This is a genomic window from Erysipelothrix aquatica (assembly GCF_009828775.2).
Lineage (GTDB): Bacteria > Bacillota_I > Bacilli_A > Erysipelotrichales > Erysipelotrichaceae > Erysipelothrix > Erysipelothrix aquatica.
Genome location: NZ_WTSY02000009.1, coordinates 51,376 through 77,123 on the forward strand (window position 1 = coordinate 51,376; position 25,748 = coordinate 77,123).

A 25,748-nucleotide genomic window follows, 5' to 3' on the forward strand; every position below is an offset into this window, starting at 1 on the left:
TCTTAATACCGTATGTGGTATGTTTGGGATGAGGTGATACAGATGAAGCGTGGAAGTCTAAAAATATTTCTTGGTTATGCTGCGGGTGTTGGTAAAACATATGCGATGTTGGAGGCAGCTCATGCTTTAAAGCAAAATGGTCATGATGTTGTAGCAGGTTACATTGAGCCACACCAACGTCCTGAAACGTCGGCGCAAATTAAAAATCTTGAAATAATCGAACCACAGAGTGTGTATCGACAAAACGTAGCCCTTCAAGAATTTAATCTTGAAGCTGCCTTAGAGCGCCATCCAGAGTATATTTTGATTGATGAATTGGCACATACGAATGCACCAGGTGTTCGTCATCATAAACGATATCAGGATATTGAAGAACTTTTACATAATGGTATCAATGTGTACACAACAGTGAATATTCAACATATTGAGAGCCTGAACGATGTCGTCGAAGTCATTACAGGAGTGGTTGTTAATGAACGCGTGCCAGATCGAATATTTGATGAGGCAGAAACAATCGCATTAATAGATATTGCACCGCGTGATCTGATAGATCGTTTACATGCTGGTAAAATATACAAAACGGAGCAAGCCAAGCGTGCGTTGGATAATTTCTTTACAGAAGAAAACCTTGTCGCGCTACGCGAGATTGCATTGCGTAAAGCTGCTGATCAAATTAATCAAAACAGCTATAAAACATCCCCTTATTTTACGAAAGAGCACATTTTAGTATGTCTTTCGGCATCGCCGACCAATGAGAAAGTCATTCGTACGGCTGCTCGGATGGCAGATGCCTTTCATGCAACGTTTACTGCAGTTTATGTCGACGACGAATCGGATGAGATGGACGATGTGTCACGCCAACAACTTAAAGTTAATATACGTTTAGCGGAAGAATTAAATGCTCAAGTATCATTATTATATGGTGATGATATTGCGTTGCAACTTTCGGAGTATGCAAAAATTAGTAATGTCTCAAAAATCGTGATTGGTCGAAGTATTCGTAAACGAAGTTTGTTTAAAGGACAAAGCATCATTGACCAAATGTCAGAATTTGCACCGATGATTGATATTTACGTCATTCCGGATCAAGCGTCATCTTATTATCATCGCCGCTCGAGTATCATCCAAAAAGAATACTTTCAATGGAAAGATGGGTTTGTAGCATTTGGCATCATCGCGCTTGCAACGGCTGTGGGTGCAATTTTTGCCGAGCAAGGCTTTAGTGAATCCAATATTATTGTTGTTTATTTGCTTGGGGTACTTTTCATCTCGATTCTCACACGGGGCCGTATTTGGTCATCGCTAGCATCGGTAGTATCCGTTCTTGTTTTCAATTATTTCTTTACACAACCGCAATTTTCATTACAAGCGTATGACACTGGGTATCCCTTTACCTTTTTATTTATGTTTATCGCAGCATTTGTAACCAGCACACTGACCACAAAACTCAAGCAAAAAGATATTCAGTCGGCGAAGAAGGCATACCGTACTGATATTTTGCTTGAAACTAGTTTGCGTTTGCAAAGTGCATCTAATCGCAGTGAGATTATCGATGCTCTGGGTCATCAAGTAAAGAAATTACTCAATACATCGGTCATCATTTATACTTTGGAAGCAGACCAACTTATCCCAACTGTGTATAGTGATTTAAGTTCAGATTATATTCATGACGTACTTTTAACGCAACAAGAACGTGCAATCGCACAGTGGGTTTTTGAGAATAACAAACGTGCGGGTGCCCATACCAATACATTGTCAAACGCAAAACTTACATATCTTGCAATTCGGTCTGTAGACAAAGTTGTAGCTGTGCTTGGTTTTGCGAATCACGAAGACGGCATGGACCCCTTTGAAAAGAATCTTCTGGTATCGTTAATTAATGAAGGGGGTCTCGCGTTGGAGAAAGCGTCGTTGGATGAAGATCAACATCAGAATGCGTTGTTGATTGAACAGGAAAAGTTGCGATCCACAATACTTCGAACAATTTCTCATGATTTACGTACGCCTCTCACTACGATACTTGGGAACATGGATTTGCTCCAGCAAGCTTCCCTAGATACAGTCAAAACGCATGAGATTTATGAGGATGTGCGTAATGATGCCTTGTGGTTGATTGATTTGGTTGAAAATATCTTAGCCATGACGAAAATTGATCAAGACCATGTGATGTTGCATATGGAAGGGGAAATCCTTGAAGATTTAGTAGACGAAAGTGTCCAGAGAGTGCGTACGAAAGCGAAAAATCATCGCATCGAAGTCGTGAATTCGGATATCCTTGCAACCGTTAATGTTGACTCGAAGCTTATGATTCAAGTTTTTACGAATATTTTGGACAACGCTTTAAAGTATACTCCCAAAGGAACGCTCATTAAGATAACAACGGAAATTGTCGATCGTGAATGGGTTACCGTTCATTTTGAAGATCAGGGACCGGGAATTACTGACAAATCAAAGATTTTTGAGATGTTTTATACGCAAGACCAGGACAGTCGTCGCGGCCTGGGACTGGGTCTATTTTTAGTATATGAAATCGTTAAAGCCCACAAAGGCCGCATTAGTGTCGAGGATGTTTTTCCGCATGGAGCGTGCTTTAGTATCATGTTAAGGAGGTATGATGTTGATGAAACCACAGCTATTAATCATTGAAGATGATCCTGTTATCCAAAATTTGATGCGGAATACGCTAATTCAAGATGGCTATGCCGTGACTGTAGCCAAAAGTGCTCGTCATGGGATGAAACTGTTTCACGATGCAGTGTTTGATTGTGTGATTCTTGATTTAGGACTTCCAGATAAAGATGGAGTATGGGTTGTCACCCAAATTCGTAACAGCTCTGATATCCCCATTATTATTGTGAGTGCACGGGCTGAGGTTAAAGATAAGATTGAAGCATTGGATGCAGGAGCTGATGACTACATTACGAAACCGTTTCAAGCCGATGAATTGATGGTTCGAATTCGGGTTCTTCAACGACGTATGCGTCGTCATGAAGACGAGACCAATCTCTACACAAACCGCAATCTTGTGGTTGATAATGACGCGAAAACGGTAAGTGTGTCGGGCCAAGATGTTCATGTAACGCCAACAGAATATAAGTTACTCTTACTTATGGTTGAAAATATGGGGAAAGTAATTACGTACCAAAAAATACTTCGCGAGGTATGGGGCATGTATTCCGACAACATTCCTGCACTGCGTGTTTTTGTGACAACGCTTCGTAAGAAGATTGAACATTATGATCCAGATAATCGGTACCTTCAAACCCATGTGGGTGTTGGTTATCGCATGATAAAGTATGAAAAATAGGACCGGATTTCCGGTCTTTTTTCTATGTCAAATTATTAATGCCACCTTAATATCCTTGGTGCTAGAATGGGGATACTCAAGAAACGGGGGATTCTCTATGATCTTACTGAGTATCGTAATTATTGCTGTGTTTGCATATCTCATTTATGCACTTATTCATCCAGAAAAATTTTAAGGGGAATGGTTATGACGTATACATTATCGTTTTTTATTTTGGCGGCTGCAGGAATTTATTTAAGTGGTCGTTACTTATATGCCATTATGAGCAATACATCTCATATTGGGCAAAAATTCTTTTCTAAAGTTGAGTCACCGTTGCTCGCACTGAGTGATGGCTCGAAAATCAATATGTCGTGGAAAACCTATTTTTGGTCACTTGTTAAAATTAACTTGATTGCTGTGATACTGGGAGGTTTCATACTTTTGATAACATCAAACATGAGTTTATCACAAGTTATCCACACACTTTCAAGTTTTATTACGAATACCAACTTGCAACACTATACACCTGAAACCAGCCTAACAATGTTGGGACAAATGTTTGTTATCATGGTCATGATGTTTCTTTCAAGTGCTTCAGGAATCGCGGTGGGATTTGCATTTATTCGTGGATTATCCGGACAACCCCTTGGGAACTTCTATAAAGATATTACACGCGTGTTAATTCGCTATCTGATTCCAATCGCATTCATAATTGGTCTCTTGCTTGTCTGGCAGGGGGCACCACAAACGTTGCTTGCGACACAGACTGCGCACACGATCAGCGGATCCACGCAAACCCTCTATTTGGGACCGGTTGCTGCCTTCGAAGCCATTAAGCATTTAGGAACAAATGGTGGTGGGTTTTTCGCAGCAGGATCGGCAGTGCCCTTTGAAAATCCAAGTGTTATAAGTAATCTTATCAACATGGTGGCGATGACGTTGGTTCCGGGCGGTATGTTACTCGTGTTCGGTTTCAATGTACGCAAACAACATGGAAAAAAAGGATGGCTCGAAAGTACACCCATTCTAATAGCCTCTGTCGTTTTCTTTGTGCTTGCTTTCGTCCTCTTGGTTTTTGCAGAGACACAAGGTAATCCATTATTTACGCATCTCGGATTGAACTCACCAGCGAATCTTGAAGGAAAAGAGCTCCGATTCGGAATAGTCCAAACGGCTCTATTTACGACAGTATCGTCGGCGTTTACCACAGGTTCAGTCAACAGTATGCTTGACTCAATGACACCTTTAGGTGGCATGGTACCGATGATTCTAATGATGCTTAATGTGGTTTTTGGAGGTTCGGGTGCAGGGCTCATGAATGTCATGATGTATGTCTTCTTAACAGTCTTTATGTGTGGTCTTATGATTGGTCGCTCTCCATCTTATCTTGGCAAAAAAATTGAAAGCCAGGAAATGAAACGTGTTGCGATGGTGATTGTGATTCACCCTTTACTGATTTTAGGATTTACTGCACTCGCAGTTGTAATGATGCAAGGTACTGGGAGTCACCACAGCTTGTCACAGGCACTTTATGAATTTACATCAGCGGCAGCGAACAATGGTTCGGGCTTTGAAGGATTAGCAGACAATACGACATTCTGGAATGTATCGACAAGCATCGTTATGATTGTAGGTCGATATGTCACGATGTATCTCCAGTTAAGTATTGCCGCAATGATGTTGAAGAAACAAAGCATCAGTGAATCTATCGGAACATTAAACACGAACACGCCGTTGTTCACAATTGCATTGATTGTTATTATCGTCTTAATTTCTGCACTTACATTTTTCCCAACCTTAATCTTAGGGCCAATTGCAGAAGCAGTAAGCATGGGAATCTAGAGGTATCGTATGAATAAAAAAATTATCAAACAAGGACTCCTTGATAGTATCAAAAAAATGGATGTTCGTTATATGATCAAGAACCCCGTTATGTTCGTGGTCGAAATTGGATTTTTCTTAAGTGTAATCTTGACCTTTGTGCCAACTGCTTTCGGAGATCCAGACGCATCTATGCAAGTTATCAACGGAATTGTTGCGTTCATCTTATTGTTGACATTACTCTTCGCAAACTTTGCCGAATCCTTGGCAGAAGGACGGGGAAAAGCACAAGCAAATACTTTGCGTCAAACTAAAAAAGACATGATGGCCAATCGTATCTTGCCAGATGGATCGTTTGAACGTATTGCAGCCTCCATGTTGCAAAGAGGTGATCGGGTGCGCGTTGTTGCTGGAGAAACAATCCCTAATGATGGTGAAGTTATTGAAGGGGTTGCGACGGTTGATGAGTCTGCAATTACCGGAGAATCGGCTCCAGTTGTAAAGGAGCCCGGAGGCGATTTCTGTTCTGTTACCGGTGGAACAACTGTTACAAGTGATGCCTTGTTGATTGAAATTACGTCAGAACCAGGGGCATCGTTTCTCGATAAAATGATTGCGATGGTCGAAGGTGCATCGCGCAAGAAAACACCGAATGAGATTGCTTTAAGTACCCTTTTGGTTTCACTAACTTTAATTTTTGTGATTGTGATTGTAAGTTTAAAACCGTTGGCGATGTATGTTGGCATCACTATTCCGACATCAATTTTGATCGCTTTAACCGTATGTTTAATACCAACTACAATTGGGGGTCTCTTATCAGCTATTGGGATAGCGGGGATGGATCGAGTTACCCGTTTTAATGTTATCGCAATGTCTGGTAAAGCGGTGGAAGCATCAGGTGATGTGGATGTCATGATTTTAGATAAAACGGGAACCATTACATATGGAAATCGAATGGCTTATGCGTTTTTACCTGTCGCAGGTATTCAAGAAGCAATGCTAGCACAATATGCGGTGATTGCTTCATTGGATGACAATACACCAGAGGGAAAATCAATCCTTTCACTCGCGACTACGAAGGGGATTCACGTTGATGATACGTTGCGTGATGGTGCGACATTCCAAGAGTTTACAGCTCAAACGCGAATGAGTGGCTACGAACGAGATGGCCTTGTTGTGATGAAGGGTGCAGCTGATGCGATTAAGACGTATGCACTCAATCGTGGACAAGCGATTCCATCCGATTTGGATGAACATGTTAATGCTGTCTCGAAACTAGGGGGAACACCTCTAGTGGTGATTAAAAATGCAGAGATTCTTGGTGTTGTATACCTCAAAGATACAATTAAAGAAGGGCTTGTGGAACGTTTTGCACGACTCAGAGCCATGGGAATAAAAACGATTATGTGTACCGGGGATAATCCACTTACGGCTGCAACAATCGCCCAAGAAGCAGGTGTTGATGGCTTCCTTGCTGAATGCAAACCTGAAGATAAAATTGATGTTATCAAACAAGAGCAAGCGCAAGGAAAAGTGGTTGCCATGACAGGAGATGGAACGAATGATGCGCCAGCGCTCGCACAAGCCGACGTCGGTATCGCTATGAATAGTGGTACGATTGCTGCGAAAGAAGCGGCAAACATGGTTGATTTAGACTCGGATCCAACTAAAATCTTAGATATTGTTGAAATTGGAAAACAACTTCTCATGACGCGGGGGGCACTCACAACGTTTAGTATCGCTAATGATATTGCCAAGTATTTCGCAGTGTTACCAGCCCTATTTGTAGCATCTGTTCCGGCATTAGGAGTCTTGAATATCATGCACCTCAATTCGGCAACATCCGCAATCCTTAGTGCTCTTATTTTTAATGCATTGATTATTCCTGCATTAGTCCCTATTGCCATGAAAGGTGTTAAATACCGACCAACGAGCTCAGATGCCTTGTTGAGTCGCAACCTCCTGGTCTTTGGCTTGGGTGGAATTATTACCCCATTTGTGGCGATCAAGGTGATTGATCTTGTGATTACACCGCTCTTACTTTGGGCTGGAATCTAGGAGGAACTATGAAAAAAATACTGAAAAATTGTCTCTTTGTTGTTGCACTTACGATTCTTTGTGGTGGTGTTTTTCCCCTTGCACTTACTGGTCTTGCACAACTTGCAATGCCGCATCAAGCGAATGGTAGCCTGATTTATGCGGAGAACGTTGTGGTGGGTTCGGAGTTGGTTGGCCAGGACTTTGAGGGGAGTGACTACTTCTGGGGACGTCCCTCGCGTGTTGCTTACAATATGGATGGGAATGCCAGTGGATCGGGTTCAAACAATTACAGTGTGTCCGACCCACAACTCGAACAACGCATTGTAAATCGTATCGAGGGACTTTCCCTTGTCGGAAAGGATAATGCAATTCCAACAGATTTGGTAACAGAATCAGGTTCCGGATTGGATCCGCATATAAGTTATGAGTCAGCACGTATTCAAGTGCCAAGAATAAGTCAAAATACAGGTATATCAGAATCTGAACTAATCGTGTTAATTGATAAACATACTGATAATTACAAGCTCACTCAGGTCGTGAACCTTAACCATGATCTTTACGAACTTCGAAAGTAATGGAAAAGCGTTGATTTATCGACGCTTTTTTAGTGTCATAATAGGTAGCACTTTCGCGTCCGTGTTATAATTATAAAAACTAATGACTGATGAGGAGGTCTTTACTATGCATGATGAATTTTTAGCAACACTGGGGGATGCAACGCAACGTGAAAAATTAGCGTCCATTTTGACATGGATTCAGTCACACTTTCCTCATTTAGAACCCGTTGTAAAATGGAACCAACCCATGTTTCTTGATCACGGAACCTTTATCATTGGATTTAGTGTCTCAAAACAGCATATCGCGGTTGCACCCGAAGTTGCGGCAATGAAGCAATTTGAACTCTCGATTCAAGAAGCAGGCTATAAAGCCACAAGTAATTTGTTCCGTATTAAATGGCATGATGCCATTTCATGGGACTTGCTAGAGCAAATTATTTCCTTTAATATCGAAGACAAAAGAGCTGTCACATCATTTTGGCGCTAACTATTTTTAACAGACTATTTACACAAAAATGATAGGATAAAAACAGAGTGGAGTTAGACTATGGTTGTAGGGATGAACACTACACATTATTCTGGGATCATACCACACGAATCATTGTTTCTCTTCCTTGTTCTCAATTCTAAGTGTGGTCAAAAAGGTTGTTTATTAACAATCTTTTTTTCTATTTGCAAGGAATAAAGATGTAATCTCGACGAATCTTACAAAATGTGAACATTCGATGATAATGATAACTATTATCATTGACTTTACCCGCATAAAGCGTGACAATATATATAGCGGGGAAACCCAAGGAGGATAAAGTATGTCATTAATTGGAAAAACAATTGAGCCATTCACAGCGAATGCTTATCACAACGAAGAATTCATCAGTGTCAGTGATGAAAACTTTAAAGGACAGTGGAGTGTTGTGTGCTTCTACCCAGCGGACTTTACATTTGTATGTCCAACGGAACTCGCAGATCTTCAGGATCAATATGAGACGCTAAAAAAACTGGGTGTTGAAGTGTATTCAGTATCCACCGATACACATTTTACACATAAAGCATGGCATGACCATTCAGAAGTAATCAGTACAATTGAATACATTATGATTGGTGATCCATCACACCGTATTTCTCGATTCTTTGATGTTCTCAATGAAGAAGAAGGAACTGCACAACGTGGAACCTTTATTATCGATCCAGATGGTGTCGTACAAGCTATGGAAATCAATGCAGATGGTATTGGTCGTGATGCAAGTACACTTATTGATAAAATTAAAGCCGCACAGTATGTTCGTAAAAACCCAGGTGAAGTTTGCCCAGCAAAATGGAAAGAAGGAGAAGAAACACTCACTCCAGGACTTGACCTTGTAGGGAAAATTTAAACATGCTCGATGCAAATATTGTTAAGCAACTTGAAAGCTATGTTGCCTTACTTGAAGGTGATGTTGTCTTAACACTCAGTGTTGGTGACGATGAAACGTCTCTCAAATTAAAATCGTTTGTGGAAGAAGTTGCCGCATTATCGCCACGAATCACGGTTGTTTCTGAAACCTTGTCACGAACACCAAGTTTTGCAATTGGTGATACGGGTATTGTCTTTGCAGCAATTCCCTTAGGTCATGAGTTGTCTTCGTTTGTGTTGGCTCTCATTCAAGCAAGTGGTCGTGCTCCCAAAGTTGATGCAAGCGTTATTCAACGAATTCAAGGCATTACAGATACTTTACATTTTGAAACCTATGTGAGTTTATCGTGTCATATTTGCCCGGATGTCGTTCAAGCACTTAATATTATGGCAGTACTCAACCCGAATATCAGTCATACAATGATTGACGGTGGTATCTTTAAAGCAGAAATTGAAGAACACAACATCATGGCTGTACCAACAGTCATGTTGAATGGCGAAGAATTCTCTGGTGGCCGTATTACTTTAGAAGAAATTGTGGACAAAGTAGGCGGTAAAGCTGCAATCACGGCAGATTTATCGAAACCTTATGATATTCTTGTCATTGGTGGTGGTCCAGCAGGAAGCAGTTCGGCTATATATGCTGCACGTAAAGGACTTCGTGTCGGAATGATTACAGACCGTATGGGTGGTCAAGTTCTAGAGACACTTTCAATTGAAAACTTGATCAGTGTTCCACAAACTGAAGGTCCTAAACTAGCAATGGCTTTAGAAGCACATGTCAACGAGTATCCAATTGATATCATCAAATCACGAACAGTTGCCTCCCTTCGTAAAGAAGATTTTGCGATAGCAACGTTAGAAGATGGTACAGAAATTCGCAGTAAAATGGTCATCCTCGCAACAGGTGCCCGTTGGCGTAACGTTAACGTGCCGGGTGAACAAGCGTTTAAAAACAAAGGAGTGGCTTATTGCCCTCACTGTGATGGACCGCTTTTTGAAGGTAAACGTGTAGCTGTTATTGGTGGTGGAAACTCAGGAATTGAAGCAGCCATCGATTTGGCAGGAATTACCAAACATGTTACTGTCGTTGAGTTTATGCCCGAATTGAAAGCTGATGAAGTGCTGCAAAGACGTCTTGCCACACTTGATAATGTAACCGTCGTCACCAATGCTCAAACAATGTCGATTGAGGGCACGGAGAGTGTCAACGGCTTACGCTATAAAAATCGAGACACTAACGTTGAAAGTCATGTCGATCTTGATGGTGTATTTGTTCAAATTGGTCTTGTGCCTAATACAGAATGGTTGGGCGACTTTGTTGATAAGACAAAACAAGGTGAAATCATTGTCGATAAACATGGTGCAACAAGTGTTCCTGGCATCTTTGCTGCAGGTGACTGTACCGACAGTTCTTATAAGCAAATAATCATTGCGATGGGTTCTGGTGCAACTGCTGCATTGGGGGCATTCGATGCGCTCATTCGTGAATAGTTAATAAAAATCAAAAAGATGCACACTGTGTGCATCTTTTTTTACTTTGTCTAAGTTGTATGTATTGATGTCTAAATGGACAAATATTCTTAAATGCTTGTGAAAATATGAGTTTTATGTGTAAATTATGCATTTAACATCATATTTGATTTGAAAGAAAACGTTTCATGAATTAAAATAAAAGTATATGTATATCATGTAACTAGGGGGTGGGAACATGAAGAATTTGTTAAGTGCAAAAACATTACGTTATCTTAAAATTATCGATATTACCCGCGAGACCGGCGTTGTGACCTTCGATATGATTCAAGCCGTCAACAGTTCTAGTAAAAACACAGTGTATGCAGATTTAGAATTCATGCGCGAGCAATGGGGCGAGTTTTTGGATATTCGTGTCAATAAAAATAATATTTTTATATCAAATAATGCTATGCAGGATTTTATTGAAGTCCGAAAGGAATTGTTTCGCAATGAAATCGGCATTCGTTTTTTGCTGAACATTTTTGAAAATCCAACGCATACCATTGTGGATCATGCCCTTGATTTATCATACAGTGAATCACATCTTCGAAAAATTGTGATTGAAATCAATAAATTCATGAAGCAATTTAAAAGTGAAGTGGTCTATAATCAAAATAATGCCCTCGTCTATACGACAACGAGTGAAGGCCATCTTAATTATGCAATTGCAGAAATAATCAAATTTTCAGATTTAGAACCGACGCTACCGACAGTGGATCGTCAAGCTTTTGCAGAAGTTTTAAACTATGTTTCAACTTATAAAAATGTAGAAGCAGTTCATATAGTTGATAACATTGAAATGATTATCCGGGTTGCGATGTATCGCATTCAAACACATCAAACTACAGAAACTGCCATCGTTGACCAATTCCGTAATACTGTATTAGCCATTGATCACGAAACCTTCCACCGTGATTTTGTGGACTCTGTTGAACGTAACTTTGATGCGTTATTTGACCGCACTAAAATTGATGCTGAATCGTATGAAACGTTCCTCGAAACCCTCTATATTCTCGTTATTTGGGCCCGTACGTTCCCTGTAAAAATAGATACTATTATGAGTCGACATGCTATTTTCTATAAAGAATTTAAACGTCAAAACTCCTACTACGCTGATTATGTTGAATTAGGAACACAAGCACTGGGAGAAGATTTAGGAATCGATTTATTACCGTTTGTGGATGATATGGTTTTCCACATCTACAACAACATTCCCCATTTACGAAACTACAAGCGTTTGGATATTGCGATTCATAGTGATTTGGGTTTCCATCACACGCAAGCGATTATCACATTTTTGATGAAGTACTTTAACACACAACATTTCTTTGAATTTGATCCCAACAAAGAATTTGATCTCTTATTGTCGACAACGAGCAGTATTTTTGAAGGAACACCGATTATGAAAAAGTTATATCCCATTTCTGATTTACCGAATGATCGTGATATCCAAAATATTTTCAGACTGATTCAATATACACAAAAAGTTTAGGGTATAATAGAATAATACAGGTTGAAGGAGATCGTATGAAAAACTTAGTACTCACATCATCGTTTATTGATTTTGCACCCGAATTAGAAAAGTTGGGAATTAAGAGTGGAGATACGCCCTTACGTGTTGCCTTTATTCCTACAGCATCATATGTCGAGACCGTAGACTTCTACGTCGATGAAGCAAGAAAATGGTTTGAAGCACATAACATGGCAATCACGAATCTGGAGATAGGTGCCTTACATGAATCTGACATTGTATCGATCATCGAAGCCAGTGATATTATTTATGTATCAGGTGGGAATACGTTCTATTTACTTCAAGAACTGCGTAAAAAAGGCGTTGATAAAGCGATTGAAAAACATGTTGCAACTGGGAAATGGTACATTGGCGAATCTGCAGGGTCAATCGTATGCACGCCCAATATTGGTTATATAACGCTCATGGATAACGAGGCAGCAGCAACAACATTAACAAGCCATCGTGGCTTAGGCTTGGTTGATGTTCATATCGTTCCCCATCAAGGCAATGAGTATTTTGATGCCGAGGTCACTGAAATTATTGATACATACAGTGAGGCTTACAATTTATGTGTGATTGATGACCAACAAGCAGTGGTTGTGATTGATGATACATTGCAAATCATGACAGTCGGTACGCCACAGTGAAGGTAATAATTGGCGCAGGGGATACAGAGTATCCTGGGTGGATTGCCACAAATTGCGACGTTTTAGATGTACTATCCCGTGACAGCATGCACGCGTATTTTTCAGACAAAAAAGCGACTGCGTTTTTAGCTGAACATGTTTGGGAACATTTTACAGAAGATGAAGGGGTTCGTGCTGCACTTCATTGTTATGAGTATCTCCAAGCAGGTGGGTACATGCGTGTTGCGGTTCCAGATGGAAATTTGCAAGATGCATCTTTTCTAAAGTTTGTGGGTATTGGTGGGCCCGGTCCCAAAGATCATCCTGCAGCGACACATAAAATCCTATATACGTATAAAAAACTCATTTCTGTTTTTGAACGTGCAGGGTTTAGTGTGAATCTTTTAGAGCATTGCGATGAAGACGGTAATTTTCATTTCAGTTATTGGAATCCTAACGATGGTATGATTGGCCGTTCGTTATGCTTTGATAGTCGAAACAGCTACGAAAAGATTGGTATGGCATCGATTATCATTGATGCACATAAGCCACTGACCATCAAGGCTCGCTAATTAGCGGGCTTTTTTATGATGTAATGAACTGAAGTGTCTATGCTATAATTAATGAAAAGGTGATATTATGTACAAATTTTTCAGTAAACATACAGGATGGCGTACCCTCATGGATTGGTGTGTGCTGTTAGGCGTTGTCCTAGCCATTTTTACCCTTTTTCCCAACCAAGATTTATCGATAGCATGGTTTGTTCCGGTGTATATCAATTTATTTGTAATTGTGTTATTTGCATATTTCGATTGGGTTCACGAACCACCAGAAAATCGTATGGATAGCATCCAATGGTTCAATAATATTCGGTGGATAAATGGCATAGCCTTCGGATTACATGTGACAATTGGATTCTATAAACAGTATACAAATAACCGTATCGTTGAACCGTTATGGATGCAAGCTCAGTCCAGTATTATTGCGACACTAGCCATCTATGCCTGTATGATAGTGATTCCTTCAGCATTAATCTATGTGATCAAACGACATCGCTAGGCACACTTGAGTCTCTAACTAAGATGGGAATTGGTGCCCATAGCGTTTATAAACTTTCGTAAGGTAATAATGCTTCACAGCAGTTCGTTAGAAATTTTGAAAACTTATACATGGAACGCCGTACGAGATACAAGCGGTTCACTTAATACAGTTTTTATGTAAACCTTTGGTTGTGATTGCTTGACTTAACGCTTCAAATAAATTACGATATTCCTAACAGAAAATCCTTTAAGTAATGTCCAGAGAGGCATTCAAGGAAAGACTTTAAGAAACATCACACGATGAGTCTCTTTCCTTGTACGAAAGAGGCTCTTTTTTGTAAAGATGGAGGCTTAAGATGATGCATCGCTTAGAGACAGTTGATATCAATCTAAAAAATCAAATGCGAATAAAGAAGACATCTTTATTCCAAAACAGAGAATATATCAGGTGATTTCACTTTAATTGGATCCAGAGAGACCAAAAGCGAGAACACTTCTTTAAGTCATCTTGCTTGGTCATACGATCAAGCTTTTTTTATGGAGGGACGAATGGGACATTTTGTCAATGTGGAAGATTTATCTTCCAATCAAGTTATGCATTTAATTGATCGCGCTATCGCCTACAAAAAAGGTGAAGTGAAACATGTCACCGGTCATGTTGTGAACATGTTCTACGAAAACAGTACTCGAACAAAACATAGTTTTGAGATGGCACAGTATCGCCTAGGAATGCACATCATTAATTTTGAGGTACAAACAAGTTCAGTGCAAAAGGGCGAATCCTTATACGATTCTTTATTAACAATGAAAGCATTAGGTGTTGATACTGCGGTTATTCGTCACTTTGATGATAACTACTACGAACCACTCATGAATCTTGGCATCAATATCGTGAATGCCGGATCAGGATGTGGGTCACATCCCTCACAATCGCTCTTAGATATGATGACGATTTACGAGGAATTTGGAAACTTTGAATCGCTAACAGTAGCAATCATTGGTGATTTGGTACATTCTCGTGTCGCACATTCAAACATGCAACTCTTAAAGGCATTGGGTGCACGAGTGTTACTGGTAGGTCCCGAATGGTATTTCAACGAACGCATGTTGCAGTGGGGTGAGTATGTGGATATTGAGACTGCGATCGAAATTTCGGATGTAGTAATGATGCTTCGTGTCCAACTTGAACGTCATGATGATGTGATGCTCATGTCGGCGGAAGGTTACCATGAGAGCTATGGCTTGAGCCTTGAACGACAAAAAAGAATGAAACCCCATGCGATTATTATGCATCCAGCACCCGTTAATCGAAACGTAGAAATTGCAGATGCATTGGTGGAATGTTCACAGTCACGGATTGTGCGACAAATGGAGAATGGTGTTTATATGCGTATGGCAATTTTAGAATCAGTGATGGAGGGGTAAATGAGACACATATTAAAAAATGCATGGATAATAACAAAAGGCAATGATGGGAAATTGCAAGATATTGCGATTGAAAATGGCAAAATTCATGAGATAGGTATGGCTTTGCAAGGTGATATTGAAACAGATCTTTGCGGTCAACTTGTCTTGCCAGGGTTAGTGGATGTTCACGTGCACCTTCGCGAACCAGGGTTTACACACAAGGAAACAATTAAAAGTGGAAGTATGGCTGCGGCTGCGGGTGGTTTCACAACGATTTGTGCGATGCCCAATACCAATCCTGTTCCCGATACCATTGAAGCGATGACACAGGTGCGTGATATCATTGCGCGCGACGCAGTTGTTAATGTTTATCCTTATGCACCCATAACCACAGGATTGAAAAGTGAGGCGCTGATTGATTTTGATGCAATCAAGGCTATCGCTTACACCAATGACGGCATTGGGGTTCAAACTGCTGATACTATGTACCAAGCAATGAAAATTGCAGCAGAGCGCGATGCACTTATTGTTGCGCATACTGAAGATGAATCCGTGCTTCATGGTGGCGTTATGCATGAAGGGATCCGAAATAAAGAGCTAGGGTTACCAGGGATGAGCAGTTTGAGTGAATCAACCCAAATTGCGCGTGATGTGGTGATTGCGAAGCATACAGGTGCGAGATATCACGTGTGTCATGTTTCGGATACCCTAAGTTTAGAGGCCATTGCGTTTGGGAAGCGAATGGGTGCTCAGGTCACTGCCGAAGTTACCCCGCATCATTTAATTCTTAACGAAATGCACATCACGGAAGATAATGCGAATTATAAGATGAATCCACCGTTACGCTCTGAGAAAGACCAGATAAACCTTCTAGAAGCTCTCCATAACGGAACGCTTGATATGATTGCGACCGACCATGCACCGCATGCAATGGATGAAAAAGCGTCAGGGTTTAGAAATGCACCCTTTGGCATTATTGGGAGCGAATTTGCCTTTCCCCTCATGGTTACACATTTTGTAAAGACAGGGAAAGCGACCTATGAAGACTTACAAAACTGGATGAGCCTTCGACCTCAAGAAATCTTTGGGTTACCAGGGTGTCAGTTAAGGGTTGGCGATGTTGCTGATATTGCGGTCTTTAATATAACCGATACGGTTACATTGGCATCTGAACATATTCAATCAAAATCACAGAATACCCCTTTTCTGGGAGTACAAGTAACTGGAATGTGTACACAAACCTATGTTGGAGGAGAACGCGTATGGAACGCATAATTATACTTGATGATAATACAGAATTTGCAGGATTTGGCTTTGGATCGCGTGGTGATGTATCAGGAGCCTTTATGATTGATCAAAATGCTTATACGTACAATACCTCGATGCTAGAAAATGACATTACTATCTTTACGTATCCGGAAATTGGGATTCAGGGCGTAAACGAATCAAAGTTTTCCAAAAGTATGAGTCCATTCCGTGCAATTATTGTCTCTGAACTCAGTAGCGATAGTGCTCATTATGAAGCAACAACTTCACTAGAATCATATTGTGATATGTATCAAGTGATTGGTGTTCGTGGTGTGGATACTCGTGCATTAGTACGCCATATTGAGAAACACAAGAATAAATCATTACGCATTGTTATGAAAGAGGGACAGGAATGAAACGAATTTTAGTTATCGGATCAGGACCAATTGTTATTGGTCAAGCAGCAGAATTTGACTATGCGGGAACACAAGCATGTTTGGCGTTAAAAGAACTGGGATATGAAGTCGTTTTGGTTAATTCCAATCCCGCTACTATTATGACGGACGCGGATGTTGCTGATAAAGTATATATAGAACCATTGACAGTGGAATTTCTAACACGAATCTTAGAACATGAAGCGATTGATGCAATTCTTCCGAACCTCGGTGGACAAACTGGCTTGAACTTAGCAGTTGCCTTGTATAAAACAGGTATCCTTGAACAGTTTGGCATTACACTTTTAGGAACACGTGTTGAAGCGATTGAACAAGCTGAAGATCGGGACTTGTTCAAGCAGTTGATGTTAGAACTTGACGAACCGATTGCACCCAGTGAGATTGTCCACAAAGTTGACGAAGCAATTCAAGCAGCACAACGTATCGGTTATCCGATTATTGTCAGACCAGCCTTTACAATGGGCGGTAGTGGGGGCGGACGGTGTGAAGATGAAGCTACATTGGTCGATGTTGTCACACAAGGACTGTTACTCTCACCGGTAAATCAATGTTTGATTGAACAAGATATTTCGGGATTCAAAGAGATTGAATACGAAGTGCTTCGGGATAAAGATGATAACTGTATGGTGATTTGTACTATGGAAAACTTTGACCCTGTGGGAATACATACCGGAGATTCAATAGTTTTCGCTCCTGCTCAAACATTGTCCGGGGATGAACTTGATATGCTTCGCAACTCAGCATTTTCAATCCTCAAAGCCTTGAAAATAGAAGGGGGCTGTAATGTACAATTTGCTTTAGATCCGTTCTCCAAACAATACTATGTGATTGAAGTGAATCCACGTGTATCGCGATCCTCAGCACTCGCAAGTAAAGCAACGGGTTATCCAATTGCGAAGATGACGGCGAAAATAGCGGTGGGATTGACACTACCCGAAATTGAACATCCAATTCTTGAGAATACATCAGCATTCCACGAACCGGTCGTTGATTATGTTGTCGCTAAAGTTCCCCGTTGGCCATTTGATAAGTTCCTAAGTGGAAACCGTAAACTGGGAACCCAAATGAAAGCCACAGGTGAAGTTATGGCTTTAGGGAGAAATCTCGAAAGTGCGTTACTGAAAGCAATCCGCTCGCTTGAACTTGGCATTCATCATATTAAACTCGACAAGCTTCAAGAGGTGGATACAAAATCATTATATGATGGACTATCTGCTCAAACAGATGAGCGCATTTTCTATATCGCAGAGTTACTTCGCCGTGCGATTAGTGTGGAAACAATCTATGAAATGACACGCATCGATCGTTTCTTCTTAAACAAAGTTGCGCATATTGTTGCGCTTGAAGCGAGCGAAGATACCCTACAACAAAAACGCTACGGTTTTAGCAATACTGTCGTCAAAGACCATAATCATAAACCTGTCTTTAAAGCCATTGATAGCAATGGCGGAAAGGCAGTATCAACAGCACCATACTTCTATAGTACGTATGAACAACATAATGACAGTGTGGTGAGTTCAAACCCATCCATTGTCGTCTTAGGATCTGGACCGATACGAATTGGCCAAGGCGTAGAATTTGATTACGCAACAGTACATTGTGTCAAAGCAATCCAAGCAAACGGATATGAAGCGATTGTCATCAACAATAATCCCGAAACCGTCTCCACAGATTTTGAACTGGCCGATAAACTGTATTTTGAGCCGCTGACATTTGAAGATGTCATGGCGGTCATAGAATTCGAAAAACCTGTAGGAGTTATTGTTCAGTTTGGCGGACAAACAGCAGTCAACCTCGCAGGACAACTTGAGCGAGCAGGTGTCAAAATTCTCGGGACTCCAGTCCGCGCGATTGATGCAGCCGAGGATCGCCACCAATTTGAACAGTTACTCAAAAAACTTGATATTGCTCAACCTCTAGGGTCCAGTGCTCAAAGTAAAGACCGACTGATTGCAATTGCCCAGGAAATTGGCTATCCGGTGCTGGTTAGACCAAGTTTTGTCCTCGGTGGTCAATCGATGAAAGTTGTTCATACAGAAGCAGCACTTATTGAACACATCGATACTCTAAGTTTTAAATCACCGATTCTCATTGATCGCTACATCTATGGAACCGAAATTGAAGTTGATGCCATTTCAGATGGAACGCATGTGATTATTCCCGGTATGATGGAACACATTGAGAAGTCGGGAGTTCACTCAGGCGATTCGATGGCAGTGTATCCACCGCAATCACTCAGTGCAACGTTAAAAGAAAACATCATTAATATCACAACACGCCTTGCGTTAGGACTGGAAACAATTGGACTGATTAACATTCAATTTATTGTTCAAGATGAAACCGTCTATGTCATTGAAGCAAATCCGCGAGCATCGCGAACCGTTCCGTTCTTAAGTAAAGTCACAGGTATTCCGATGACACGACTCGCGAGTGAAGCGATGCTTGGGAAGATGCTCCCTGAACCCTACGGATATCAAAAAGAAGTAGCAGGTGTGCACGTTAAAGCACCGGTATTCTCGTTTGCGAAACTTCGAAGTGTGGATACCGTGTTAAGTCCTGAAATGAAATCAACGGGTGAGGTAATGGGATCGGATTTCGAACTATCGCAAGCACTTTATAAAGCGTTTGTTGCGAGTGGTCATACAATTCCATTACGAGGAACCGTTTTAATTACCGTTGCTGATGCAGATAAGGAAGAGGCACTTACGCAAGCCCGTTTCCTTCAACAACGCGGATATAAAATCATTGCCACAGAAAGTACAGCGAAGTTCTTTAATGAGAACAAAGTTTCTGCTAAGAGTATTGCTAAACTATCAGAGACATCTGATAACGGAATTCTTGCGGCAATTCGCAATAAAGAAATTCAAATGGTGATTAACACTGTAAGTGGTGAATCTCAAACAATCACCGATGGTTTCCTCATTCGACGCGTTGCAACGGAACAAGGCATTCCACTCTTTACATCATTGGATACATCTCAGGCAATGCTACACGTCATTGCTTCGAAGATCGTAACCCCTTGGGAATTGGGAGAACGAAGATGGCAATAATAAAAGATCTTAAAATAATTCGAAATCAAGAAATAGCAAATAACATATATGAAATGATTCTTGAGAGTAAAGAACTCGCAGAAACATCCAAAGCAGGTCAATTTCTTCATTTAAAACTCCATGACCAAGCGAAGACGCTTCGACGCCCCATAAGTATTGCCTCAATTGATACGAAACATCATCAAATCGTGATTTTGTATCGTGTTGTTGGCCACGGGACATTAGAAATGTCGACATACACACCTAAAGATTTAATAAATGTTATGGGTCCGCTTGGCAACGGATTCGATACCGAAACAATTCAAAAAGATTCGAGAGTCTTAATTATAGGTGGCGGTATCGGCGTCGCACCTTTGTATGAATTAGCAAAACAAGTAAGTACTAAAACTAACAATATAATAATGTGCTTTGGATTCACCACTCAAGGTGATATCTATTATGAAGCTAAGTTTAAACAACTAGGTCAAGTGAGGTATACAACTAATGATGGCACCTACGGGCGTCAAGGATATGCTTTGGACGCTCTAGATGATACGGAGCCATTTGATGTGATATACGCATGTGGTCCACATGCATTGAATGAAGCAATTCAAAAACGATTTGAACATCATGATAACGTATTCTTGTCCTTAGAAGAAAGAATGGCGTGTGGCATGGGGGCATGCTATGGATGCGAAACAAAAGATAAAAAGCACCGTGTCTGTAAAGATGGACCTGTATTTAATGCGAAGGAGATCCAGTTATGAATCGATTAGAAGTACAATTACCAGGGATAATGCTAAAAAATCCAATCATCCCGGCAAGTGGGACATTTGGTTTTGGGGAGGAGTTCGCGGACTACTATGATTTGAGCGTGTTAGGGGCTATTATGACAAAAGCTGCAACGCTAGAAGAGCGCGTTGGCAATGACTTGCCACGTGTTTGTGAAACCACAAGTGGAATGATGAATGCGATTGGTTTAAAAAATCCGGGTCTTGATGTTATTATGAAGGAAAAATATACGTTCCTTGAAGCGTTTGATGTTCCTCTTATTGCCAATGTTGCTGGTTCGACGGAAGAAGAATATGTTGAAGTTTGTAAGCGCGTTGGTGAGGCACCTAACGTAAAGGCCATCGAATTAAACATTTCATGTCCCAATGTTAAAGAAGGAGGGGTAGCATTCGGAACAGATCCTGAGACTGCGGCGCGTTTAACACGTAAAGTCAAAGCTGTGGCGACCGCTCCTGTGTATGTCAAACTCTCACCGAATGTCACTGATATTGTTGCTATTGCAAAAGCAGTTGAAGATGCGGGAGCAGACGCAATCACAATGATCAATACCTTCACCGCAATGAAAATTGATATAAAAACGCGAAAACCGGTACTTGCCAATGGAACTGGTGGTTTATCAGGTGCTGCGATAAAACCCATCGCAATTCGCATGATTCATCAAGTTTCCCAAGCTGTATCCATTCCAATCATCGGGATGGGTGGTGTAGAAACGGTCGACGATGTGCTTGAAATGATTATGGCAGGCGCAAGTGCAGTCGCAGTTGGAACCGCAAACCTCCATAACCCAATGATTTGTCCGGAATTAATTGAGGCGCTCCCAGATCGAATGGCAATGCTAAAAATTGATTCAATAGAACAATTGATTAAAGAAGTTCGCGCTTCTAAATTCAAGTAGAGGACCCAAAAGGGTCCTTTTATTTACTGAAATTGAACTTTTATAAAACTTTTTGAAAAGTAGTAAATCTTCGAAAAGTGACATTTTATCACGATGATAACGCTATCAGAAAAGGTGTGATAATATATTTTGTTAGGTATGCCTAATTATATATTGAATTGCGCTTAACAAAGTGGTATTGTATAACTACAAAGGAGAGAGATTATGATAAAAATTAAAGATTTGAATGTTGATTATTTCGGAAACCCAGCACTCTCCAATGTTTCAGTAGAGATACCATTTGGATATTCTGTAGGAATTATTGGACCAAACGGTGCCGGTAAATCAACATTTATCAAAGCACTTCTAAATATCGTGAAAGCAAGTTCAGGAGATGTTACGGTTGACGGGGAACCAATCAAAAACAAACAATCCAAAATTGCATACGTTCCACAAAAAAGTGATGTAGATCTTAGTTTCCCAATTACTGTCGAGGATACAGTTTTAACGGGAACATACCCGAATATTAAATTATTCAGACGCCCTGGTAAGAAAGAACGAGAAATCGTGAAGGCTGCCATGGAAATGGTAGATATTACCAATTTAGCAAAACGCCAAATTAGTAATTTATCTGGGGGACAATTACAACGTGTGTTTATTGCCCGAGCACTCGCTCAGCAAGCTGATGTGTTCTTTCTTGATGAACCGTTTGTCGGAATTGACTTAGTCAGCGAAACCATTATTGTGGATCTTCTTAAAGAACTACGTGCAGAAGGAAAAACAGTGGTTGTTGTTCACCATGATTTACACGAAGTCGAAGCATACTTTGATAAACTCATGATTCTAAATAAAGAACTCGTCGCATTTGGTGATGTTAAAGATGTCTTTAATACAGAAAATATTCAGAAAGCATACGGCTCATCACTGGGACGTATCGAAATTAAAGGTTTAGGTGATACATTATGATCGAATATCTATCGCAATTAACCAATATTCCGATCTATATCCTTAATGCTGGACTCTCAGCGATTATTCTAGGTGTTGTATCGGGAATTATTGGAAGTTTTATTGTTTTAAGAAAAATGGCATTAATGGGAGATGCTCTTTCCCATGCAGTTTTACCAGGTGTCGCAATATCATACATGCTAGGTATCAACATGCTTGTTGGAGCATCCATATTTGGATTAATAGCAGCCATCTTAATCCAATTCATATCAGCGCGTAGTACGCTAAAAAGTGACACATCGATTGGGATTATCTTAAGTACATTCTTTGCACTGGGTATTATCTTGATCACACGTGCTCAAAGTGGTATTGACTTAAACCACGTGCTCTTCGGAAACATTCTTGCAGTTCCAAGTTCAGAATTGATGCAATCCTTTTGGGTCATGGTCGGCGTGATTGTGATTGTCGTTCTATTCTACAAAGAATTATTGATTAGCTCATTTGATCCGATTGTTTCCAAAGCATATGGATTGAACACAACATTCTACCACTACCTATTGATGTTCCTATTGTCAATCGTAACAGTTTCCTCCCTATCACAAGTTGGTGTAGTCCTTGTTATTGCTATGTTGGTAATTCCAGCAGCGACTGCATACTTGTGGACAAATAAACTATCACACATGATTGTTTCGGCATCTGTTATTGGCGCAATTATCGGAATTGTTGGAACATACATTAGTTTCAACTATAACCTTCCTACTTCAGCAACAATCGTCCTTGTGGGAGCGACTTTGTTTGCCCTAGCATTTTTAACATCCCCTAAAAATAACTTCATAAAGAGAGGCGTTAAAGCATGAAAAAAATATTAGTGAGTTTAGTTCTAGCACTGGTAGTGCTAACTGGATGCCAACAGGCATCTGGCATTGAAAAAAGTGATAAATTACAAGTTGTAGCAACGTATTCAATTATTGCGGATATGGTAGAGAATATTGCTGGTGATAAGGCAGATGTCTACAGTATGGTACCAATCGGAACAGATCCGCATATGTATGATCCGCTTCCAAAAGATACAGATAAAGTATCCAAAGCAGACTTAGTTTTCTATAATGGCTTAAATCTGGAAACTGGTAAAGGTTGGTTTAATGACCTCTTAAAAGTCACAAACAAAGAAGATAAAGCCTTCGCAGTGACTCGTGATGTACAACCGATGTACCTTTCAGAAAAAGGAAAAGAAACTGAAGAGGATCCTCATGCATGGTTTGATGTGCAAAATGCTATTAAGTACACAAACGTCATTGTACAAGAACTGATTAAAGCCGACCCAACAAATAAAGAGGCATATGAAGCCAACCACGCAGCTTATGTAAAAGAACTTGAAGCATTGGATGTGTATGCCAAAGAACAAATCGCTACATTGCCGTTAGATAACCGAACACTGGTAACCAGCGAAGGTGCGTTTAAGTACTTCTCAAAAGCATATGACTTACAAGCTGCATATATCTGGGAAATAAATACTGATAACCAAGGTACGCCGGAACAACTATCACGCATTATCCAAATTATCAATGATGAAAAAGTACCTGCGTTATTTGTTGAAACAAGTGTGAGCCCCAAAACAATGGAAACGGTATCTCGTGAAACAGGTGTAAGAATTCATTCAAATGTCTTTACCGATTCACTTGCTAAAAAAGGTGAGCAGGGAGACAACTACATTGATATGATTAAATGGAATGTTGATCATGTTGTCGAAGGACTCAGTCAATAATTAGAAAAGGATGTTGATTCAATCAACATCCTTTTTTTATTTAATCTTTGCAAGTGTTGCTACAGAAGATTTTAACCAATTTAAGCAAGTATGCCCTCAAAAACTAAATATTCTATCATAGTTATACAAATAAACTTAACTATTTGCATAATAACATGGATATATATTAAGTATAGTCATATAATGTTCATTGGAATATCACAATTTCATACAATATATAAAATTTAAACACATTATAAACGTATTTTAACTTTGAGGGAAGATGAATATGACAATAAACAATAATAAACTGCGGAATCGAATCGTTCTTTTTACGTTAGCACTCGTACTGATTACTTTAAGTATTTTTACGATGTGGCGTGTCTTTGCTGTAGGAAATCAAAACATCTACAATTTTGATTACACTGGAACCATGGAGACCTTTAAGGTTCCGAAGGCAGGAAAATATAAAATTGAAGCCTGGGGTGCACAAGGGGGTACCGACAGTCACCAAGGATCTGGTGGAAAAGGTGGCTACACGGCAGGAGAAGTTTATCTCGAAGCTGGTGAAGAACTGTTTGTAACGGTTGGTGGTTTTGGCGACGCTAACGCTCAAGGTTTCAATGGTGGTGGAAAAGCATGGACTAACGTTAGTGGAGGATCCTATGGTGGTGGAGCTACTGATATTCGCGTTGGGGGAACCGGTCATTTCAACCGAATCTTAGTCGCCGGCGGTGGCGGATCGAGTGTTCGCAACTATACTGGTGGTTATGCTGGTGGTGTCATTGGTATGGACGGAACTGGATCGTCTGGACAATTAGGTACAGGAGCAAGCCAAAGTGCATCTGGAGGCGGTGGTATATCCGGAAGCTTTGGACCGGGTGCTTCTGGAGGAAGTAGTAGTGGTAGTACTATCGAATATGGAGCCGGAGCCGGTGGTGGTGGATGGTATGGTGGCGGTGGTGCTTCCAACTATCGCAACACAACAGGAGCTGGAGGCGGTGGATCAAGTTATGTCCTAACGGGCGATACCATCAAAGATGGCATTAAAATTAATAAGTCCTACCGACCTTCAAACTATGCACCTGATGCGAAGTATGAATTCACTAATACGGAACTGTTATCTGGAAATGTCAGCTTCTTTGGTCCCGATGGTGTTCGTGAAATTGGACATTCAAATTCAGGGTATGCCCGAATTACTTATTTTGGCGAAAATACGCAATCATCCGCAAATCTTGAAGGGATACGAATCAATGGAAAAGTCATTGATGGCTTTGATCCAGAGGTAACGGAGTATACCATTCCGATAGCCAGTGAATACATGGCTAAAGATGAAATTACCGTTGATAAACAGCATCTCAGTCAGATTGTGGTGGGTACAGGATACCTCGAATTCAAACGGGGAAATCAAAGTCAAACAGTGACGGTTTTCTCGGCCGATGGAAAAACAAGCAAAGTGT

General features: G+C 40.5%; 23 protein-coding genes. All 23 read left to right on the plus strand.

Going from position 1 to position 25,748, the window contains the following annotated elements; genetic code table 11:
- Window positions 1-42 precede the first annotated feature (42 nt).
- Complete coding sequence (locus GVV20_RS04085; protein WP_201287501.1) at window positions 43-2,646, plus strand: sensor histidine kinase; 2,604 nt, start codon at window positions 43-45, stop codon at window positions 2,644-2,646.
- Window positions 2,621-3,307, plus strand: a complete 687-nt coding sequence (locus GVV20_RS04090; RefSeq protein WP_201287500.1) for a response regulator transcription factor — start codon at window positions 2,621-2,623, stop codon at window positions 3,305-3,307. Before GVV20_RS04085 ends, GVV20_RS04090 begins: the two co-directional genes overlap by 26 nt.
- A gap of 97 nt (window positions 3,308-3,404) precedes the next feature.
- A complete protein-coding gene (gene kdpF, locus GVV20_RS10670; RefSeq protein WP_159649673.1) occupies window positions 3,405-3,482 on the plus strand; it encodes a K(+)-transporting ATPase subunit F in 78 nt (25 codons plus the stop codon).
- An 11-nt stretch (window positions 3,483-3,493) separates the two neighbouring features.
- Complete coding sequence (gene kdpA / locus GVV20_RS04095) at window positions 3,494-5,131, plus strand: potassium-transporting ATPase subunit KdpA (RefSeq protein ID WP_159740207.1); 1,638 nt, start codon at window positions 3,494-3,496, stop codon at window positions 5,129-5,131.
- Between the two features lie 9 nt (window positions 5,132-5,140).
- The gene (kdpB, locus tag GVV20_RS04100; RefSeq protein ID WP_159740208.1) at window positions 5,141-7,168 is read left to right on the plus strand and encodes a potassium-transporting ATPase subunit KdpB; all 2,028 of its coding nucleotides are present in this window, start codon (window positions 5,141-5,143) and stop codon (window positions 7,166-7,168) included.
- An 8-nt stretch (window positions 7,169-7,176) separates the two neighbouring features.
- Window positions 7,177-7,725 (plus strand): potassium-transporting ATPase subunit C, encoded by a 549-nt coding sequence (locus GVV20_RS04105; RefSeq protein WP_159740209.1) that lies wholly within the window; start codon window positions 7,177-7,179, stop codon window positions 7,723-7,725.
- Between the two features lie 106 nt (window positions 7,726-7,831).
- Complete coding sequence (locus GVV20_RS04110) at window positions 7,832-8,194, plus strand: iron chaperone (protein WP_159740210.1); 363 nt, start codon at window positions 7,832-7,834, stop codon at window positions 8,192-8,194.
- Between the two features lie 322 nt (window positions 8,195-8,516).
- Window positions 8,517-9,080, plus strand: coding sequence for an alkyl hydroperoxide reductase subunit C (ahpC, locus tag GVV20_RS04115; RefSeq protein WP_159639343.1), 564 nt, complete (start codon window positions 8,517-8,519; stop codon window positions 9,078-9,080).
- Window positions 9,081-9,082: 2 nt separating this feature from the next.
- The gene (ahpF, locus tag GVV20_RS04120; protein WP_159740211.1) at window positions 9,083-10,594 is read left to right on the plus strand and encodes an alkyl hydroperoxide reductase subunit F; all 1,512 of its coding nucleotides are present in this window, start codon (window positions 9,083-9,085) and stop codon (window positions 10,592-10,594) included.
- 217 nt (window positions 10,595-10,811) lie between these two features.
- Window positions 10,812-12,107, plus strand: a complete 1,296-nt coding sequence (locus tag GVV20_RS04125) for a hypothetical protein (protein ID WP_159740212.1) — start codon at window positions 10,812-10,814, stop codon at window positions 12,105-12,107.
- A 35-nt stretch (window positions 12,108-12,142) separates the two neighbouring features.
- Window positions 12,143-12,775 carry a Type 1 glutamine amidotransferase-like domain-containing protein gene (locus GVV20_RS04130; protein ID WP_159740213.1) on the plus strand — a complete coding sequence of 211 codons (633 nt, stop codon included), beginning with the start codon at window positions 12,143-12,145 and terminating at the stop codon, window positions 12,773-12,775.
- Window positions 12,772-13,326: a class I SAM-dependent methyltransferase gene (locus GVV20_RS04135; RefSeq protein WP_159740214.1), complete on the plus strand. Its 555-nt coding sequence runs from the start codon at window positions 12,772-12,774 to the stop codon at window positions 13,324-13,326. The genes GVV20_RS04130 and GVV20_RS04135 overlap by 4 nt, the downstream gene beginning before the upstream one ends.
- A 67-nt stretch (window positions 13,327-13,393) precedes the next feature.
- Window positions 13,394-13,813 (plus strand): hypothetical protein, encoded by a 420-nt coding sequence (locus tag GVV20_RS04140; protein ID WP_159740215.1) that lies wholly within the window; start codon window positions 13,394-13,396, stop codon window positions 13,811-13,813.
- A 530-nt stretch (window positions 13,814-14,343) separates the two neighbouring features.
- Complete coding sequence (locus GVV20_RS04145) at window positions 14,344-15,219, plus strand: aspartate carbamoyltransferase catalytic subunit (RefSeq protein WP_159740216.1); 876 nt, start codon at window positions 14,344-14,346, stop codon at window positions 15,217-15,219.
- A complete protein-coding gene (locus GVV20_RS04150; RefSeq protein WP_159740217.1) occupies window positions 15,220-16,476 on the plus strand; it encodes a dihydroorotase in 1,257 nt (418 codons plus the stop codon).
- Window positions 16,464-16,865 (plus strand): carbamoyl-phosphate synthase domain-containing protein, encoded by a 402-nt coding sequence (locus GVV20_RS04155; protein WP_159740218.1) that lies wholly within the window; start codon window positions 16,464-16,466, stop codon window positions 16,863-16,865. Before GVV20_RS04150 ends, GVV20_RS04155 begins: the two co-directional genes overlap by 13 nt.
- Window positions 16,862-19,954, plus strand: a complete 3,093-nt coding sequence (gene carB, locus GVV20_RS04160) for a carbamoyl-phosphate synthase large subunit (RefSeq protein ID WP_159740219.1) — start codon at window positions 16,862-16,864, stop codon at window positions 19,952-19,954. The genes GVV20_RS04155 and carB overlap by 4 nt, the downstream gene beginning before the upstream one ends.
- On the plus strand, window positions 19,945-20,700 hold the full coding sequence (locus GVV20_RS04165; RefSeq protein WP_159740224.1) for a dihydroorotate dehydrogenase electron transfer subunit: 756 nt from the start codon (window positions 19,945-19,947) through the stop codon (window positions 20,698-20,700). Before carB ends, GVV20_RS04165 begins: the two co-directional genes overlap by 10 nt.
- Window positions 20,697-21,620 carry a dihydroorotate dehydrogenase gene (locus GVV20_RS04170; RefSeq protein WP_159740220.1) on the plus strand — a complete coding sequence of 308 codons (924 nt, stop codon included), beginning with the start codon at window positions 20,697-20,699 and terminating at the stop codon, window positions 21,618-21,620. Before GVV20_RS04165 ends, GVV20_RS04170 begins: the two co-directional genes overlap by 4 nt.
- A gap of 204 nt (window positions 21,621-21,824) precedes the next feature.
- Complete coding sequence (locus GVV20_RS04175; protein ID WP_159740221.1) at window positions 21,825-22,565, plus strand: metal ABC transporter ATP-binding protein; 741 nt, start codon at window positions 21,825-21,827, stop codon at window positions 22,563-22,565.
- On the plus strand, window positions 22,562-23,401 hold the full coding sequence (locus GVV20_RS04180; RefSeq protein ID WP_159639325.1) for a metal ABC transporter permease: 840 nt from the start codon (window positions 22,562-22,564) through the stop codon (window positions 23,399-23,401). The genes GVV20_RS04175 and GVV20_RS04180 overlap by 4 nt, the downstream gene beginning before the upstream one ends.
- Window positions 23,398-24,309 (plus strand): metal ABC transporter substrate-binding protein, encoded by a 912-nt coding sequence (locus GVV20_RS04185; protein WP_159740222.1) that lies wholly within the window; start codon window positions 23,398-23,400, stop codon window positions 24,307-24,309. The genes GVV20_RS04180 and GVV20_RS04185 overlap by 4 nt, the downstream gene beginning before the upstream one ends.
- 268 nt (window positions 24,310-24,577) lie before the next feature.
- The coding region (locus GVV20_RS04190; protein ID WP_250690171.1) for a glycine rich domain-containing protein at window positions 24,578-25,748 on the plus strand (1,171 nt) is incomplete at its 3' end.